The 19,087-nt window shown below is 38.9% G+C and carries 15 protein-coding genes; 1 reads left to right on the top strand and 14 read right to left on the bottom strand.

Translation table 11 applies throughout. The annotated features are described in order from the left end of the window. Nucleotides 1-120: 120 nt before the first annotated feature. Nucleotides 121-1,833, top strand: a complete 1,713-nt coding sequence (locus tag RGU12_RS03215; RefSeq protein WP_309534776.1) for an Rqc2 family fibronectin-binding protein — start codon at nucleotides 121-123, stop codon at nucleotides 1,831-1,833. 233 nt (nucleotides 1,834-2,066) lie between these two features. On the opposite strand, the gene pyrE is transcribed toward RGU12_RS03215, so the two are convergent. The 14 genes from pyrE to ileS all read right to left on the bottom strand — a co-directional run bounded on the left by pyrE (nucleotide 2,067) and on the right by ileS (nucleotide 19,055). Next, nucleotides 2,067-2,699: an orotate phosphoribosyltransferase gene (gene pyrE, locus RGU12_RS03220; protein ID WP_309534777.1), complete on the bottom strand. Its 633-nt coding sequence runs from the start codon at nucleotides 2,697-2,699 to the stop codon at nucleotides 2,067-2,069. A gap of 2 nt (nucleotides 2,700-2,701) precedes the next feature. Next, entirely contained in the window at nucleotides 2,702-3,412 is a 711-nt protein-coding gene (pyrF, locus tag RGU12_RS03225) for an orotidine-5'-phosphate decarboxylase (RefSeq protein ID WP_309534778.1), read from the bottom strand. Further along, nucleotides 3,412-4,323, bottom strand: a complete 912-nt coding sequence (locus RGU12_RS03230; RefSeq protein ID WP_309534779.1) for a dihydroorotate dehydrogenase — start codon at nucleotides 4,321-4,323, stop codon at nucleotides 3,412-3,414. Before RGU12_RS03230 ends, pyrF begins: the two co-directional genes overlap by 1 nt. Then, on the bottom strand, nucleotides 4,320-5,099 hold the full coding sequence (locus RGU12_RS03235) for a dihydroorotate dehydrogenase electron transfer subunit (protein WP_309534780.1): 780 nt from the start codon (nucleotides 5,097-5,099) through the stop codon (nucleotides 4,320-4,322). The genes RGU12_RS03230 and RGU12_RS03235 overlap by 4 nt, the downstream gene beginning before the upstream one ends. After that, nucleotides 5,096-8,308 (bottom strand): carbamoyl-phosphate synthase large subunit, encoded by a 3,213-nt coding sequence (gene carB / locus RGU12_RS03240; RefSeq protein WP_309534781.1) that lies wholly within the window; start codon nucleotides 8,306-8,308, stop codon nucleotides 5,096-5,098. Before carB ends, RGU12_RS03235 begins: the two co-directional genes overlap by 4 nt. Further along, nucleotides 8,293-9,393: a carbamoyl phosphate synthase small subunit gene (locus tag RGU12_RS03245; protein ID WP_309534782.1), complete on the bottom strand. Its 1,101-nt coding sequence runs from the start codon at nucleotides 9,391-9,393 to the stop codon at nucleotides 8,293-8,295. The genes carB and RGU12_RS03245 overlap by 16 nt, the downstream gene beginning before the upstream one ends. After that, nucleotides 9,390-10,676 carry a dihydroorotase gene (gene pyrC, locus RGU12_RS03250; RefSeq protein WP_309534783.1) on the bottom strand — a complete coding sequence of 429 codons (1,287 nt, stop codon included), beginning with the start codon at nucleotides 10,674-10,676 and terminating at the stop codon, nucleotides 9,390-9,392. Before pyrC ends, RGU12_RS03245 begins: the two co-directional genes overlap by 4 nt. Beyond that, nucleotides 10,673-11,575, bottom strand: a complete 903-nt coding sequence (locus RGU12_RS03255; RefSeq protein ID WP_309534784.1) for an aspartate carbamoyltransferase catalytic subunit — start codon at nucleotides 11,573-11,575, stop codon at nucleotides 10,673-10,675. Before RGU12_RS03255 ends, pyrC begins: the two co-directional genes overlap by 4 nt. 174 nt (nucleotides 11,576-11,749) lie before the next feature. Next, complete coding sequence (locus RGU12_RS03260) at nucleotides 11,750-13,063, bottom strand: solute carrier family 23 protein (protein ID WP_309534785.1); 1,314 nt, start codon at nucleotides 13,061-13,063, stop codon at nucleotides 11,750-11,752. Nucleotides 13,064-13,334: 271 nt separating this feature from the next. Continuing rightward, a complete protein-coding gene (gene pyrR / locus RGU12_RS03265; RefSeq protein WP_309534786.1) occupies nucleotides 13,335-13,883 on the bottom strand; it encodes a bifunctional pyr operon transcriptional regulator/uracil phosphoribosyltransferase PyrR in 549 nt (182 codons plus the stop codon). A gap of 223 nt (nucleotides 13,884-14,106) precedes the next feature. Further along, nucleotides 14,107-15,015 carry an RluA family pseudouridine synthase gene (locus RGU12_RS03270; RefSeq protein WP_309534787.1) on the bottom strand — a complete coding sequence of 303 codons (909 nt, stop codon included), beginning with the start codon at nucleotides 15,013-15,015 and terminating at the stop codon, nucleotides 14,107-14,109. Then, complete coding sequence (gene lspA, locus RGU12_RS03275) at nucleotides 14,990-15,478, bottom strand: signal peptidase II (protein WP_309534788.1); 489 nt, start codon at nucleotides 15,476-15,478, stop codon at nucleotides 14,990-14,992. Before lspA ends, RGU12_RS03270 begins: the two co-directional genes overlap by 26 nt. 108 nt (nucleotides 15,479-15,586) lie before the next feature. Then, on the bottom strand, nucleotides 15,587-15,961 hold the full coding sequence (locus RGU12_RS03280) for a TraR/DksA C4-type zinc finger protein (protein ID WP_309534789.1): 375 nt from the start codon (nucleotides 15,959-15,961) through the stop codon (nucleotides 15,587-15,589). A gap of 325 nt (nucleotides 15,962-16,286) precedes the next feature. Beyond that, entirely contained in the window at nucleotides 16,287-19,055 is a 2,769-nt protein-coding gene (ileS, locus tag RGU12_RS03285; protein ID WP_309534790.1) for an isoleucine--tRNA ligase, read from the bottom strand. Nucleotides 19,056-19,087 lie beyond the last annotated feature (32 nt).

Consider the following 19,087-nt stretch of genomic DNA (forward strand, 5'->3'; position numbering starts at 1 on the left):
GCTTATTCAGTCTCGTCCAAAAAAATGCTATACTTTTTCTTAGTTACCGTTTTGCTGGTACAATTGTTGGAGAGATGTAGAAGTTCTGGCTTCTATTGAAATAGAAAAGAGGATATTGATATGACATTCGATGGGATATTCACGAATCAAATCGTAAATGAATTACAACAAACACTTGAAAACGGAAGAATTTCAAAAATTTATCAACCGTATAAGAATGAATTAATTTTTCAGGTTCGTTCAAATGGCAGGAATCATAAGCTATTGCTTTCTGCTCACCCTAGCTACGCCCGCATTCATGTAACAAATGAATTATATGATAATCCACATGAACCACCGATGTTCTGTATGCTGCTTCGCAAACATCTTGAAGGTAGCATCATTGAAAATATCCGTCAGGTAGAAATGGACAGAATTATCATCTTTGATATCAAGGGGCGAAATGAACTTGGTGATGTTTCATTAAAACAACTTATCATTGAAATTATGGGTAGACATAGTAATATCATTCTTGTTGATGCCCAAAAGCAGACCATTTTAGATAGCATCAAGCATGTTTCACCAGCGGTCAATCGACACCGTACTGTGTTACCAGGCTATACATATGTTGCACCTCCGGCACAAGAGAAGACGGATCCTTTTACAGTCGACGAAGAATTATTTTTGAAAAAAATCGACTTTAATGCTGGTAAATTAGAACAGCAAATCGTGAATAAGTTTTCTGGCATTTCGCCGCTATTTGCCAAGGAAGTTGTATTTCGAGCTGGGATCGCCAATCGCAAAACATTGCCTGGACCATTTTTAGCGATGATCGATGCCTTAAAGCAACATCAAATTACTCCACAAATTATTACAAAAGGGCAGAAGGACTTTTTCTATATCCTTCCTCTACATCATATTGGTGGTGAGGCTAAAGAATTCGCTTCAATTAGCGAAATGATTGATCGGTATTATTTCGGGAAAGCCGAACGAGATAGGGTTAAGCAACAAGGAAACGATTTGGAACGCTTTATCGTGAATGAAAAATCGAAAAATGAAAAGAAAATCAAAAAGCTTGAAGCAACCTTAGTGGAATCTGAGAAAGCTGAAAAATACAAACTATATGGTGAGCTATTGACCGCAAATATGTATGCAATATCCCGTGGTGATAAGGAGGCGCAAGTGTTAAATTACTATTCCGACGACAATGAGATGGTCATCATTCCTCTAAATCCACAAAAAACGCCGTCTGAAAATGCACAAAGCTATTTTTCAAAATACCAGAAGGCAAAAAATGCTGTTGCATATGTAGAGCACGAAATAGATAAAGCCAATGAAGAAATTGCTTATTTTGACTCCCTGTTACAACAAATCGAATCTGCTGCACCAAAGGACTTACAGGAAATTCGTGAGGAACTAATGGAGGAAGGCTATCTTAAGAACAAACAACAAAAAGGGCATAAAAAAGTAAAGCCGACCAAACCGTCTATTGAGCATTATCAAGCGAGTGATGGAACCGAAATTCTTGTTGGTAAAAATAATAAACAAAATGATTATTTAACCAATAAATTAGCGGCAAGAGATGATATTTGGCTTCATACGAAAGACATTCCAGGATCGCATGTCATTATAAGAAGTAAGCAACCAACAAACGAAACGATCCTTGAGGCTGCAACCATTGCAGCGTATTTCAGTAAAGCCAAAAACTCATCCTCCGTACCGGTAGATTACACATTGGTTCGTCATGTCAAAAAACCAAATGGTTCAAAGCCAGGTTATGTAATCTATGACAATCAACAAACTGTATATGTAACTCCAGAAGAGGATGTCATATTAAAACTCAGAAAACCCTAGGAACGAAGTGTGTAGACAAAGTCAATACTGACTTTGTCTACACATTTTTTTCAGATATCTAAATGTAATTACTTTCCCCAGACTGTCTTGAAAACGATTGTCAGACAAGGCGCGCAGCCGATCGACGACGCGAATAGAAGTTGCCTTCATGAGCGGACGAGAGAGGCAAGTAACGAAGTATGCGAGCGTTTGTCAACAGTATGAGCCCTAGGAACGAATTCCTAGGGTTCTTATTAGGCTTTACTTGTATTCCATTCAGCTGGATTTTCTCTCCAGCTTTGAAGACTATCAATATCATCTTCAGTTACAACCTTTTTTTCTAAAGCTACTTCGAGTAATGTTGGATAATCAGTTAATGTATGTGCGGATAGTTTTGCTGCTTGTAAACGTTCTGCAGCTGTTGGAAGCTGATAGGAAAATATTGCCACAATACCTACTACTTCACATCCTGCTTCACGAAGGGCTTCAGCTGCTGTAATCGCACTACCACCGGTTGAAATAAGGTCTTCAATCACAACTACTTTCTGCCCCTTCATTACCTTACCCTCAATTTGATTTCCTTTGCCATGTGCTTTCGCTTTGCTGCGAACATAGCACATCGGTAAATGTAACACATCACTTACCCAGGCTGCATGCGGAATTCCTGCTGTTGCTGTGCCAGCTATTACTTCCACATCTGGGTAGTGAGTTTGAATCAATTCAGATAATCCTTTCGCTATTTCTCTACGAACAAGTGGGAATGAAAGGGTCATACGATTGTCGCAATAAATAGGAGATTTCAATCCTGAAGACCACGTAAATGGTTCATTTGGCTGTAAAAATACCGCACCAATATCTAATAAATGTCCAGCTATTTCTTTATTCATACTTATACCCCTTCCCATGCTGCTTTCATTTGTTTATATGCTTGTAATGGGTTATTCGCTCTTGTGATCGAACGACCGACAACAATTGCAGAAGATCCTAATTCTCGTGCCTTTTCAGGTGTAACCACCCGCACTTGATCACCAACTTCATCAGATGCCTGACGAATTCCTGGTGTAACTGTCATAAAATCGTTTCCTAGCTGGTTGTTAATGACTGGAACTTCAAGTGACGAACAGACAACTCCATCTAATCCGCTTCTTTTCGTTAATGTGGCATATTCAACAACTACATCTAGTAGATTACGTTCTATTAGTAATTCTTTTCTCATTACGTCTTCTGTTGTACTTGTAAGTTGAGTGACGGCAATACACTTAGGTCTTGATTGCCCGATGGCTGTTCCAGCTTCAAGTCCTTCTTGAGCTGCTTCCATCATCTTCCGGCCTCCTGAAGCATGCACGTTGACTAGGTCAACACCAAGTCCAGCAAGACGCTTCATGCTTGAATAAACCGTGTTTGGAATATCATGAAGCTTTAAATCTAGGAAGACAGAATGGCCTTGCTCTTTTAAAAAATGAATCACTGGCGGGCCTTCCTGATAATATAATTCCATTCCAACCTTTACGAAAAGCTGTTCCTCTTGAAAGTCTGCTAGAAAATCTTTTGCAACTGATAGACTTGGAAAATCAAGAGCGATTATGAGGGGACGATTCATTATTTCCAGCTCCTTCCCTGACATTCAGATATATGATTAAATCCATATTTATCTAGTAAACTTGGAAGCTCCTCAATGATTGTTGGGCAGACGTATGGGTCAACAAAGTTCGCGGTACCGACTGCAACAGCACTTGCACCAGCATATAAATATTCTAGTACATCTTCAGCTGATTGAACTCCTCCCATTCCAATAATCGGAATAGACACGGCCTGACTAACCTCATGAATCATTCGAATGGCAACAGGTTTGATTGCCGGACCTGATAATCCGCCTGTTTTATTCGCTAAAATCGGATGTCCTGTTTTAAGGTCAATGCGCATTCCGATTAATGTATTGATCATCGTTAAACCATCTGCACCCGCTTCTTCTATCGCTTTTGCCATTTCCACGATGTTTGAAACATTTGGAGATAATTTTACATAAACCGGGACACTGGATGCTTCTTTCACATATCTCGTCAGCTCTGCGGCAACCTCTGGAATCGTCCCGAAGGCGATTCCTCCTGTTTTAACATTCGGACACGAAATATTTAATTCAAGTGCATGAACATTTGGTGCTTTTGAAATTTCTTTTGCTACTTCGACATAGTCTTCAATTTGTGAACCCGCAACATTGGCGATAATTGGTACATCAAACTGCTCAAGCCATGGTAGCTCTTCAGACAAAACCTTCTCAAGCCCTGGATTTTGTAATCCGATTGCATTCAACATTCCTGCACTCGTTTCTGCTACTCGTGGCGTTGCGTTTCCGAATCTTGGTTCAACGGTTGTTGCTTTGATCATAATCGCACCTAGCTCGCTTAAATCATAAAACTTCGAGTATTCTTTTCCGAATCCAAAACAACCAGATGCTGGCATAATGGGATTTTTTAATGATAAACCTGGTAGTTCAACTTGAAGTCTGTTCATAGTACCACCTCTCCAACCTTAAAGACAGGACCATCGCTGCAAACCTTCTTATAGGAAAATCCGTCGGGATCGCTTTGAAGATGACATACACATGCAAAACACGCCCCAATTCCGCAGCCCATTCGTTCTTCTAAAGAGATATATGCGTTTCGTTCTGGATATTTATTTTCAAGTGCCTTAAGCATCGGTGTCGGACCACAGGAATAAAGGGTATCAAATGTGATTCCATACTGATTTATGACATCTGTCACAAACCCTTTAGTCCCGACAGACCCATCGACGGTGGCAATATGAGTTTTTCCTAACTCATTAAATTTTTCTTCATAAAAGATAGCAGCCCTTGATTGAAATCCAAGTACATGGATAACATTTATACCTTTTGCAACTAATTGCTTTGATAATTCATAAAGAGGTGGAACACCAATTCCTCCACCAACAAGCAAAGCGGTCTCACCTTTTCTGACTTCATCTACCGGAAAACCATGTCCAAGGGGACCAAGGACGTCAACCGATTGGTCGATCTTTTTATCAGAAAGGACTCTTGTTCCGAGTCCTTCCTTTCGGTAAATAAGTGTGCATTCTAAAGCTTCATGGTTAATATTTGCAATACTAATGGGTCTTCTTAACAATGGATCAATTCCATCCCTTACCTTTACATGGACAAATTGCCCGGGTTCGCCCATTTCCTGCACTAAATCCCCTGCTAAGATAAGCTCAAAAATATCGTCTGCAATTTGAGTGTGGCTGACAACCTTCATTTGTTCCTTTTTCATCATGAGTGTACCACCTCACACTTTTGCACGTGAGAACCCATTGATTCACTTGAAAATGTCATTGATTCTAGCACTTTCACAATTGCTTTCGCTGTATCTAATGAAGTTAAGCATGCAACTCCATTTTCAACGGTTTCACGGCGAATTCTAAAGCCATCTCTTGCAGGCTGCTTTCCTTTTGTCAATGTGTTAATGACGAATTGTGCTTTTCCTTGTCGGATAACATCAATTAGATTTGGTTTTTCTGAACCAATTTTATTAACAACTGTTACTGGGATATTTGCCTTTTGTATATAGCTAGCAGTACCACTTGTTGCAAGAAGTTGATAGCCAATCGTATGGAATCGTTTCGCGATTTCAAGGGCTTCTTCCTTGTCTTTATCTGCTACAGTTAATAACACAGACCCGTATGTTGGAATTGTGATGCCTGAAGCTACCAATCCTTTATATAAAGCTTTTTCTAGCGTATAATCTTTACCCATTACTTCCCCCGTCGATTTCATTTCAGGACCGAGGGAAATGTCCACATTGCGAAGCTTCGCAAATGAGAAGACTGGAACCTTTACGTACACTCCTTCACTTTCAGGGTGTAATCCTGTTCTGTATCCTAATGAAGGTAAGGAATTTCCGAGAATAACCTTTGTTGCAATATTTGCCATTGGTACACCCGTAATTTTACTTAAAAACGGGACTGTACGGCTGGATCTTGGGTTTACCTCGATTACAAATACTTCTTCGTTATAGACAACAAATTGAATGTTTAATAGCCCGATAATCTTTAAACCTCTTGCAAGTGCGATTGTATGGTCAATGATTTGTTGTCTTACATGCTCTGATAATGTTTGAGGAGGATATACGGCAATTGAGTCGCCAGAGTGGACCCCAGCACGTTCGATATGCTCCATGATTCCCGGAATATAAACTGTTTCCCCATCAGAAATTGCATCTACTTCAATTTCTTTACCCGTTAAATAGCGGTCAATAAGGACCGGATGCTGCGGATTAATCTTCACCGCGTTTTCCATATAGTGAAGGAGCTCTTCTGTTTGATATACGATCTCCATTGCTCTTCCACCTAATACGTATGATGGTCTTACAAGTACTGGGTAGCCGATTGCTTCAGCAATTACCACTGCTTCTTCTACAGATGTTGCGGTTTTTCCTTTTGGCTGTGGAATGCCAAGTGAAATAACCGTTTGTTCAAATTTATCTCTGTTCTCTGCACGGTCTAAGTCTTCCAATGATGTACCTAAAATTTTAACGCCACGTTCTGCTAAAGCACTTGCTAGATTGATAGCTGTTTGACCACCAAACTGGACAACCACTCCTTCAGGTTGTTCAAGGTCAACGATGTGCATGACATCTTCGATTGTAAGTGGCTCAAAATAAAGCTTATCTGAAATACTGAAGTCCGTTGATACTGTTTCAGGGTTGTTGTTAATAATGATTGCTTCATAACCAGCTTGTTTAATTGCCCAGACTGAGTGAACTGTTGCATAATCAAACTCCACACCTTGGCCAATTCGGATAGGTCCAGAACCAAGAACGATGACACTTTTACGTTCCGTAACAATTGACTCATTTTCTTCTGCATACGTTCCGTAGTAATAAGGTGTTGCAGATTCAAATTCAGCTGCACATGTATCTACCATTTTATAAACCGGGAGGATCCCTGCTTGTTTACGGTTTTCATAAATTTCTATTTCTGTTGCATTCCAAAGCTTTGCAATTATTGCATCAGCAAAGCCTCTCTTTTTCGCAAGTTTTAATGTTTCGAGGTCACCAACATTTTGACATAATGTGTCTTCAAGCTTAATAATATTTTCAAACTTTTTCAGGAAGAATAAATCAATTTCACACCATTCATGAATTTGCTGGATCGTGATGCCTCGTCTAATAGCCTCTGCAAGATAGAATAGACGTTCATCTCCTGCTTTGCGAATTCTTTTTTCAATTGTTGCAATATCAGCATTGGTTGCATCTTCAAGTTCTACATGGTATACTCCCGCTTCAAGGGAACGCACGGCTTTCAAAATGGATTCTTCGAAATTTCTTCCAATCGCCATGACTTCACCAGTAGCCTTCATTTGTGTTCCTAGTCTTCGATTCGCAGACTCGAACTTATCAAATGGCCATCGTGGAATCTTTGTAACGATATAATCTAATGCAGGTTCAAAAGATGCATATGTTTTTCCTGTAACTGGGTTAATCATTTCATCAAGTGTTAACCCTACTGCAATTTTTGCCGCAAGCTTCGCAATCGGATAACCAGTAGCTTTCGATGCTAAAGCCGAAGAACGACTTACTCGAGGATTTACCTCAATAATATAGTAATTGAAACTTTTTGGATCAAGGGCTAGTTGTACATTACAGCCCCCTTCAATACCTAATGCACGAATGATTTTTAAAGACGTATTTCGCAAGAGCTGATACTCACGGTCACTTAATGTTTGACTTGGCGCAACAACAATTGAATCACCAGTATGAATACCAACCGGGTCGATGTTTTCCATATTACAAACCACAATTGCAGTATCAGCAGAATCACGCATTACTTCATATTCAATCTCTTTATAGCCAGCAATACTTTTTTCTAAAAGACATTGGGTTACAGGACTATTTTTTAAACCACTTGATACAATTTCAATCAATTCTTCTTCGTTGTTACAAATACCGCCACCAGTACCTCCTAATGTGAAGGCTGGTCTTACAATTACAGGGTAGCCAACTTGTTCAACAAACCCATATGCCTCTTCTAAATTATGAATGATTTCACTATCTGGGACTGGCTCATTAAGCTCATTCATTAAACTACGGAATAAGTCACGATCTTCAGCTTGTTCAATTGCTGATAATGTCGTGCCTAATATTTCTACCCCACATTCTTCTAGTACGCCTGACTTTGAAAGCTCTACAGCCATATTTAAACCCGTTTGCCCTCCGAGTGTTGGCAGGATTGCATCTGGTCTTTCTTTTCGAATAATTTTACTTACAAATTCTACTGTTAATGGCTCTATATAAACCTTATCTGCAATTTCAACATCTGTCATAATGGTTGCAGGGTTTGAGTTGACTAAAATAACCTTATAGCCTTCTTCCCTAAGTGCTAAGCAGGCTTGTGTTCCTGCATAATCAAATTCTGCTGCTTGCCCAATGATGATTGGACCTGAACCGATTACTAATATAGAGTTAATGTCTAAACGTTTTGGCATAGCACTTCGCCCTCTTTCTTGAAGTTTTCAATCATCTGTATAAAGTCGTTAAATAAGCTATTTGCATCCTCTGGTCCTGGCGAAGCCTCAGGGTGATACTGAACCGTAAAAGCTGGATAATCCAAATGGCGCAGACCTTCTACAGTTCCATCATTAAGTGCTAAATGTGTTACTTCAAGTCTAGTAGATGCTAATGATTCTTCTTTTACTGTATACCCATGGTTCTGAGAGGTAATGGCAACCTTGCCCGAAGCCAGGTGCTTAACTGGATGGTTAGAGCCTCTATGTCCAAACTTCATCTTTTCAGTGTCCGCTCCACATGCTAAAGCGAATAATTGATGTCCTAAACAAATCCCAAAGAGTGGAACCTTTCCTAAAACCCCATTAATCATCGTAATTGCTTCAGGTACATCTTTTGGATCCCCAGGTCCGTTACTTAACATGATTCCATCGGGATTTAAGCGAAGAATCTCTTCTGCTGTCACATTATATGGAACTACAATTACATCACAGTCGCGATTGTTTAATTCTCGTAAAATTCCATGCTTCATTCCGAAATCAACTAATACCACTCGCTGTCCTCTACCTGGACTAGGATAAGAGCCCTTTGTTGAAACCTGTTTCACCTGGTCAGTAGGTAATGCTTTATCTTTTAATTGGCTGATCACTTCATTCACATCGACATCCATTCCACAAATAGATCCCTTTAATGTCCCATATTGACGGATGATTCTTGTCAGTTTTCTTGTATCAATTCCTGAAAGACCTGGAATGTTTTTTAATTTAAAATAATCGTCTAGACTAAATTGACTCCTAAAATTTGAAGGGTGGTCACACACTTCATTTACGATAAAACCGTTTATAGCTGGGGTGATGGATTCAAAATCATCCCGATTTATGCCGTAGTTTCCAATCAAGGGATAGGTTAAGGTTACAATTTGTCCACAATAGGATGGGTCAGATAATATTTCTTGATATCCTGTCATGCCAGTGTTGAAAACAACCTCTCCAAATGTGTCTTCACCGCTTCCAAATCCCTCTCCAACCATAATCGTTCCGTCTTCTAATATTAGTTGTCGTTTCATGCTAGCACACTTCCTTTCTGCCAAACAATGCTACCATTTACGAGTGTCATGACTGGCCAACCTTTACATTCCCAGCCAACAAATGGTGTGTTTTTTCCTTTTGATACAAAGTTTTCAGGATTGATTGTTTCTTTTGCATCTAAATCAATAACAGTTAAATCAGCATTTTTCCCAATTTCTAAGCTTCCAAATGGTAGCTTAAATGTGTTTGCTGGTTTGCTAGTTAAAAAGTCTACTAATTGCTTTAAGGTGATTTTATTCGTTTCGACAAAATGTGTATAAAGAAGTGGGAAAGCTGTCTCTAAGCCAACAATGCCAAATGGTGCTAAGGCCATCCCTTGGGCCTTTTCCTCATATGAGTGCGGGGCATGATCGGTTGCGATAAAATCAATGGTTCCATCAAGAAGACCTTCAATAAGTGCTTCCAAATCTTCTTTTCCACGTAATGGAGGATTCATTTTATAATTTGTATCAAGGCTTGGAATGTCGTTTTCACATAACAGTAAGTGATGTGGAGTAACCTCAGCAGTCACATGAATTCCTGCTCGCTTCGCATCTCTAATGACTCGCACAGACTCCTTTGTACTTACGTGACATACATGGTAGTGGCAGCCTGCGGTTTCAGCTAATAAAACATCCCTTGCAATATGTACAGATTCGCACACAGAAGGAATTCCATTAATCCCATGCTTTTTAGAAAATTCACCCTCATGAACAGCCCCTTTATTAATGAGCGTATTTTCTTCACAATGAGCAACAATTGGCATATCTATAGCTGCCGCTTGCTTCATTGCTTCAAGCATCATTCCTGCTGATTGAATTCCAACACCGTCATCTGTAAATGCGAATGCTCCAGCTTCCTTTAATGCTTTCATATCTGTTAACTCTTCACCAAGCTCACGAATGGTGATAGACGCATATGGAAGGACATTAACATGAGCTGTATCTTTAATTCTTTGTTGGAGCCAGTTCATTTGCTTTACTGTATCAGGAACTGGTCTTGTATTTGGCATTGCTGCAATCGTTGTGAACCCACCTTTAGCAGCTGCAAGGCTTCCTGTTTCAATCGTTTCTTTATGTTCCCCACCAGGCTCGCGAAGGTGAACATGGACGTCAACGAGTCCAGCTGATACAAACATTCCTTCTACATCGATAACCTCACAATTGGTTTGATCTAGATCCGAACCAATCGCTTCAATTAACCCATTTCTGATTTTGATATCGGCAGCAATTAACTCACCATGTTCATTTAGAATCTTTGCGTTTTTTAGTAATGTGCTCATATTAAAATTCCTCCTTCAACCTGCTGTAAAACTCTTTTAAGTACGGCCATTCTTACAAATACACCATTTTCCATTTGCTTAAAAATTCTTGACTCTTTCGCTTCGACCAATTCACTTGCCATTTCAACATCACGATTAATTGGAGCTGGATGCATAATGATGCTTCCTTTTTTCAAGTTTTTGCCCCGTTTTAACGTTAAGCCGTATTGTTCGTGATATTCTTCTTTCGTTAAGCCCATGGATGATTGATGACGTTCATGTTGTATCCGCAGAAGCATTACGACATCAGCTTGTTTAAGTCCTTCGTCGAGGTCTACATATTCACCATATGGATTTGTATGATCCTGCCACTCTAATGGAGCTGAAAAATAAACCTTTGCACCAAGTCTTGTTAAAGTTTGCGCATTTGATCTGGCTACCCGACTATGACGGATATCGCCAACAATTAAAACATTTATATCTTTGAATCTAGAAAACTCTTGTTTAATCGTTAGTAAATCGAGGAGAGATTGTGTAGGGTGATGACCACATCCATCACCAGCATTAATGATTGGAATCGTGATACCATTCTTTAATTCGTTGAAATACTCATCTTCTGGATGACGAATCACAACTGCATTTGCACCAATTGATTGAAGTGTTTTTACGGTGTCATAAAGGCTTTCTCCTTTTTGAACACTTGAGGTCATTGCCTCTAAATGCAATACATCAGCACCTAATCTTTTTTCGGCAACTTCAAAACTAAAGCGTGTGCGTGTACTTGGTTCAAAGAAAAGATTAGCTACAAATGTTTGTTGTTCAAGCTTCCATTTGCTCCCTTGGGCAAACAGCTCTGCATCAAAAAGAATACGGTCAATGTCTTCAATGCTTAATTCGGTCATCGTAAGTAAATGATTCATGTTCTCTCCTCCTAATCAAGTCCAATCTCCATAAAAAAACACCCTTACCAATATAAGGTAAGGGTGTATGGAACATGGTTTTGGCTAAAAAAGGGTACAGGAAAACATACCCCTCCTTCGCAAAAACCATACACCCTTAATAACCTCTCTGGGTTATTTTAAAAGGTGTTGCATTTATGCAACAGAGTCATCATCCTCAAGATGAGTCTCATAAATATCTTCATCTTCCTTCACTTTTCCACCAGGAAGAACGATGTTTAGTAAAACACCAATGATTGCAGCCAAGGCCATACCGTGAATTTCAAAACCTACCACTTTGATGAAGGCTCCACCAATTCCGACGACAAGAATGACTGAGGAAATTACTAAGTTTCTGTTTTCACTAAGGTCTACCTTGCTATCTACTAACATTCGTAAACCAGAAGAAGCAATGATTCCGAATAACAGGATAGAAATCCCTCCCATAACCGGAGTTGGAATCGAACTGATTAACGCATTGATTGTTCCACTGAATCCGAAGAAAATCGCGACAACCGCTGCACCACCGATTACATAAACACTGAATACACGAGTGATCGCAAGGACACCAATGTTTTCTCCATAAGTTGTATTTGGAGGACCTCCAAGTAGTGATGCTATCATGGTTGCGACTCCATCTCCCATAATTGAGCGATGTAAACCTGGCTGTTTAATCAAGTCTTTTTGAACTACTTTACTTAATACCATTTGATGTCCGATATGCTCAGATAATGTCACAACCGCTACTGGAACGATTAAGGCTATCATGTCCATTGAAAAATGTGGTGTGTATGAGACAAAAGGGATAATAAAATCTGGCATTTCAATCAATTTTGCTTGTTTTACGGCTGTAAAATCAACTAATCCAATTGCCAGTGCATAGACATATCCACCGATTATTCCGATTAACACCGGAATTAGATTTAAGAAACCTTTAAAGAAGATGGTTGCGATAATCACGATAGCTAATGTAACTAATGCCACTGAAAAATGCTGTAAGCTATATACTCCATTTGCATCATTCATTGCCATTCCTACCGCTGTACCCGCTAGGCTTAATCCGATAACGATAATGACCGGACCAACAACCACAGGTGGTAGAATTCGAACAAGCCATTTATGTCCTGTTGCTTTAATGATGAGTGCTACAACCCCATATACTAAACCTGCTAGTAAACTTGCCATCATTGCAGCGCCTGGACCGTCAGCTGCAATTGCTGTTTGAAGTGGGATGATGAAAGCAAAGGATGATCCTAAGTATGCAGGAACCTGACCCTTTGTAATGAGTAAAAATGCGAGTGTACCTAGTCCACTGGAGATAAGCGCAACCCCAGGACTAATTCCTACTAGATACGGTACAAGAATTGTTGCACCGAACATTGCAAATAAATGTTGCAGGCTAAGTATTGCGAAGAGACCCGCTGATGGTTTTTCTTTTATGCCTAAAACAACCTTTTGGCTATCTTTCATTACCTTATTTCCTCCTCATGTTTAACATACCCAAAACAAAAAAATCTTTGTGTTTTTTACACAAAGAGGTACACATATCCCTTTACAGATTGAGAAGGAATGTTACCCCTTTGTTAGCCTCTCTGGACTACAATTAAAGGGTACTTATTTGTCTAGCTTCAGCGCCTAGAAACTCGAGAAACTTCAACTCCTCCTTCAGAAGCAAAGAACGCTTCTTTTGTCGGAGTCTCCAGTTTTCTCGTTTCTGAACAAGGCGCTTACGCATTTCGTTTTATTTTTTATGAATTGTTACCTGATCTGTTTTATCAATTTCTTCTAGTTCCACCACTATTTTTTCCGAGTTGGACGTTGGAATGTTTTTTCCTACGTAATCAGCTCGAATTGGGAACTCTCGATGACCTCTATCAATTAAAACGGCTAGTTGAATCTGTGCTGGCCGTCCGATATCAATTAGCGCATCTAATGCAGCTCGTACTGTTCTCCCAGTAAATAATACATCATCAACTAGGATGACTTTTTTATTTGTAATATCAACTGGTATATCAGAACCTTTAACAATCGGTTCTCGATCTGCTGTCTTTGTTGTTAAATCATCTCGGTATAACGTGATATCTAATTCACCGATGGCAATCTTTTTGCCTTCAATTTGATCGATTCGACTTGCAATCCGTTTAGCCAAGTAAATTCCTCTAGTCTTGATCCCAACGATTACACAATCCTCGATACCTTTATTTTTTTCAATGATTTCGTGAGCTACTCTTGTTAATGCTCTTCTAATTGCCTGATTGTCTAATACTACAGCTTTTTCAGTATCCGCCATTTGTTACACCTCACTTACATTGATAACTCCCTTATTTAACGAAAAAAGTCCTCCCACCGCTAGTGAGAGGACAAAGAGATTTATACACAGAGATATAGATATCCCAATGTGTAATTTCCGTTTCCTTCTCAGCCTCACGGGACTGATTTTAAAGGGGCTCATTTAATTAAGTTAATTGTAAAGTGCATATCGAATTTTGTCAATCATTTTATGCGACAAAATTTTAATGACGAAGTTTTACAAGAAGCTCTTCAAAATATGCAGGTAGCGGTGCTTCAAATTCAAGATACTCATTCGTCCGAGGATGAACAAAGCCCAACAGTCCTGCATGTAGTGCTTGTCCGTCCAGTTCTAATGTTTTCTTAGGTCCATACTTTGGATCACCCGCTAACGGATATCCAATATATTTCATATGAACACGAATTTGATGGGTCCTTCCTGTTTCAAGCTGACATTCAATGAAGGTAAAATCCTTAAAACGCTCTAAAACATTAAAATGAGTAACGGCAACTTTACTGTTCTCATCTGTAACTGTCATGCTTTGACGGTCCTTTTTATCTCTTCCAATAGGAGCATCTATTGTTCCTTGGTCATGTGGTATTACTCCATGAACAATTGCTTTATATTTACGAGTTACTGTCTTTTCGACTAATTGATTTACTAAAGATTCATGAGCAACATCATTTTTCGCAACCATTAACAGACCTGAAGTGTCCTTATCAATCCGATGGACAATCCCCGGGCGAAGTACTCCATTGATTCCCGATAAATCCTTGCAGTGAGCCATGAGACCATTTACAAGGGTGCCACTGACATGACCTGGCGCAGGATGCACAACCATCCCCTTTGGTTTATTGACAACAAGAACGTCTGCATCTTCATAATAAATATCCAAATTCATCTCTTCAGGAACAACATCAAGTGGTTCTGGATCTGGGATGACAATTTGAATTTTATCACCAAGATTTGCTTTATAATTGGGTTTTGTTTTATTCTCATTAACCGTAATGTTTCCATCCTTAATCCAAGTCTGAACTAGAGTTCTTGACCATTCTGAATTGAAGGCTGAGACAATTTTATCAATTCGGTCATTTTGCTGATGTTCTTCAATCGTTAGTTCGAATTGATTCATTTGATTTCTCCTTTTCTAATTTCCCTTCAAACAATGTTAATAGTAGGATTAAACCAACACCAATAACAAGTGCGGAATCGGCAATATTAAAAATTGGGAAATTATATGTAAAAATGTATGTATCTATAAAGTCGACAACTTCTTTACGAAAGATACGGTCGATAAAATTACCAATTGCACCTCCAAGCATCAATGAAAGCGCAACGCCAAATAAACGCTGGTTTGTTTTGAGACGTTGGATGTACAGAACGAGCATAACAACAACAACTATGGTGATAATATAGAAGAACCACATTTGTCCCTGTAAAATCCCCCACGCTGCACCACGGTTACGATGCGAAGTTATGTACAAAAAGCTTGGAATAATTTCAATGGAATCCCCAAGTTCCATAAAACGGACAATTGTCCATTTTGTAACCTGGTCTAATAAAATTACAAATAAAGCTATTAAATAATAATACACGTAAACGCCCCCATGTTAACAAACTTTCCTTTCTGCATTTTAGCACATGATTGGACGGCTGTACAATTTATTTGAGGGATGAGGCAAGCAGAAGTAGAAGGTGCACCTTCACTTCTGCTCGACTAAATATAGATGATTTTCACGTTGTTGGGGTAGACAATTGTTTCTGTCATATAAATCAGTGAAGGAAAATTCAAAAATGGTACGAGCTGTCGGAAGAATCCGAAGCTTTTCGATTGGAATTTCAGCACCTGTTTCTTCACAGATTCCAAAGCTCCCAATATTCATTTTATTTAATGCTCTTTCCACATCATACAGGTCTTCTTTAATATGATTGATGATAATTTTTTCTTTTTCTGATTGTTGGTTCTGAAAGAGTAATTCTTGACTTACCTCATATTGTGTTGACTGCATCAACCTTGATATTAGTTCCTTCTTCGTTAATTCTAACTCCGCTTTAATCTCTGCATACTGATCGTTCATTGGAACGCCTCCTTATCATGCTTTTGATTAAATGCATAAGAACATTTCTATTTCTATAAGGTAGTAAAGTTAGTGTTACCGATAAAGGTTTGTGTTAAAGCCAACAACTTTTTCCTGTAAGTTGAAAAAATGACGCGTGGAAATTAGTCTTATTTGAATATTTTTGTGACTGTTTCTAACTACATAATACGTTCTTCTTATAAAGAATTGACGGTTGGCAAGCCATTTTTTCAGTTTACAGTTATATTAACGTAATATTTCAGGAAGGTCTTTAGATTGCAAAATAAATGCCATGAACCTTATGATTCATGGCATTTTCCCTAGATTAGTTTTCGTAATTTTCTTTTACAACAGATGCACAGCGTGAGCAAAGTGTTGGGTGATCTTGGTCTTCACCAACAGTTGGTGTTACGACCCAACAGCGATCACATGTTTCACCTTCTGCTACACCTACAACGATTTTTACTTGTTCAAAAACTTGTGCATTTTCCGGCGCATCCTCAAATGTTCCTCCAATTTCAAAGCCTGATACGATGAACAATTGCTTTACGTTTTCTTCAACAGAATCTAATAGAGCTTTTGTTTCGTTATTTGGATATAATGTGATGCTAGCAGCTAACGATTTCCCGATTACTTTTTCATTTCTTGCTGTTTCTAGTGCTTTAAGAACATCATCACGTAGCTCCATGAATGAATCCCATTTTGCTTCTACTTGATCAGCATTTGGAATTTCAACTGAATTAGGCATATCAACCAATTGAACACTTTCCTCTTTAACAGAATCGATATGAGACCATACCTCGTCTGCTGTATGTGGAAGAATTGGTGTTACTAGCTTAGTTAAACTTAATAATGCCTCATATAAAACAGTTTGAATCGAACGACGATCATGCTGATTAGCTGGTTCGATATATAAAATATCCTTCGCGAAATCTAGATAGAAGGAGCTTAACTCAATTGTACAGAAATTATGAACAGAGTGGTAAACACCCGCAAATTCATAATTTTCATAAGATGCTTTTACCTTATCAATTAATTTGTTTAATTTAACAAGGATATAACGATCTACTTCACGTAATTCATTTACTGGAACTGCATCTGTTTCTGGATTAAAGTCACTTAAGTTACCAAGTAAGAATCGGAATGTATTTCTGATTTTACGGTACACCTCAGCAACCTGTTTTAAGATTGCATCAGATACACGAACGTCTGCTTGATAATCAACTGAAGCTACCCAAAGACGTAAAATATCTGCTCCTAGCTGTTTCATAACCTTCTCAGGAACCACAACATTACCGAGTGACTTACTCATCTTACGACCTTCGCCATCTAGTGCAAAACCATGGCTTAGTACGCCTTTATATGGCGCTTTCCCAGTTACCGCTACTGCAGTTGATAATGATGAGTTAAACCAGCCACGATATTGGTCTGAACCTTCTAAATATAGGTCTGCTGGACGTTGTAAGTCGTCTCTTTCTAATAAAACTGCTTGGTGAGAAGAACCAGAATCAAACCATACATCCATAATATCTACTTCTTTTGTAAAATGGCCATTTGGACTTGATTCATGTGTGAATCCTTCAGGCAATAAATCTTTTGCTTCACGTTCAAACCAAACGTTTGACCCATATTCTCTAAATAACTCAGATACATGGTTAATGGTTTCATCTGTGATGATTGGTTCACCATTTTCACCATAAAAAACCGGAATTGGAACACCCCATGCACGTTGACGTGAAATACACCAATCTCCTCTGTCACGAACCATATTATAAAGTCGTGTTTCACCCCATGCTGGAACCCATTTTGTTTCTTTAACAGCTTCCATTAACTCATTTCTAAAATCCTTGATTGACGCAAACCATTGAGCTGTTGCTCTAAAGATGGTTGGTTTCTTAGTTCGCCAATCATGTGGATAGGAGTGAGTGATGAAGGTAAGCTTTAAAAGTGCTCCAACTTCATTTAATTTTTCTGTAATAGGTTTATTAGCCTCATCATAGAATAAGCCTTCAAAGCCTTCTGCTTCTGCTGTCATATATCCTTTTTCATCAACTGGACAAAGAACGCCGATACCGTATTTTTGACCTACAATAAAGTCGTCTTCCCCATGTCCTGGTGCTGTATGAACACAACCCGTACCTGCATCCGTTGTAACGTGTTCACCTAGCATTACTAATGAGTCACGTCCATAGATTGGATGGGCTGCAACAACATGTTCTAATTCGCGACCTTTCAGAGTTTTCACTACTGAAACATCTTCCCAGCCGATTTCTTTTGTTACCGATTCTAAGAGTGCTGATGCAACCACATATTTTTCATTGTTAACAAGTACCACACTATATTCAAGATCAGGGTGTACGCTAATTCCAAGGTTAGCTGGAATTGTCCAAGGTGTTGTTGTCCAGATGATAATTTTTTCGTCACCCTCTAATACACCTTTGCCATCCTTAACAGGGAATGCAACATAGATAGACGGTGAACGCTTATCTTGATATTCAATTTCGGCTTCTGCAAGTGCTGACTCACTTGACGGAGACCAATAAACAGGTTTAAGTCCTTTGTAGATATAGCCTTTTTTAGCCATCTCTCCAAATACTTTGATTTGTTGTGCTTCATATTCTGGTTTTAATGTGATATATGGGTTCTCCCAGTCACCACGTACGCCAAGACGTTTAAATTGCTCTCTTTGCTTATTGATTTGCTCATATGCATATTCCTCACATAGCTTACGGAATTCTGCAACACTCATCGCCTTACGGTTAACCTTTTTATTCTTTGTAAGAGCTGTTTCAATTGGTAGTCCGTGCGTATCCCAACCTGGCACATATGGTGCACAATAGCCATTCATTGATTTAAAACGAACAATCATATCCTTGATAATTTTATTCAAGGCATGCCCCATATGAATATCACCATTGGCATATGGTGGTCCATCATGTAGGACGAATAATGGACGCCCCTTTGTCCGTTCTTGAACCTTTTGATAAATATTCATATTTTCCCATTGTTCTTGAATTTGTGGTTCCCGGTTTGGGAGATTTCCACGCATTGGAAAATCCGTTTTTGGCATTAATAACGTGTCTTTGTATTCCATTTCATTTCCTCCTAAAATTATAAAGCGCAAGC

Source organism: Ferdinandcohnia sp. QZ13, from assembly GCF_031324165.1.
GTDB lineage: Bacteria > Bacillota > Bacilli > Bacillales > Bacillaceae_L > Ferdinandcohnia.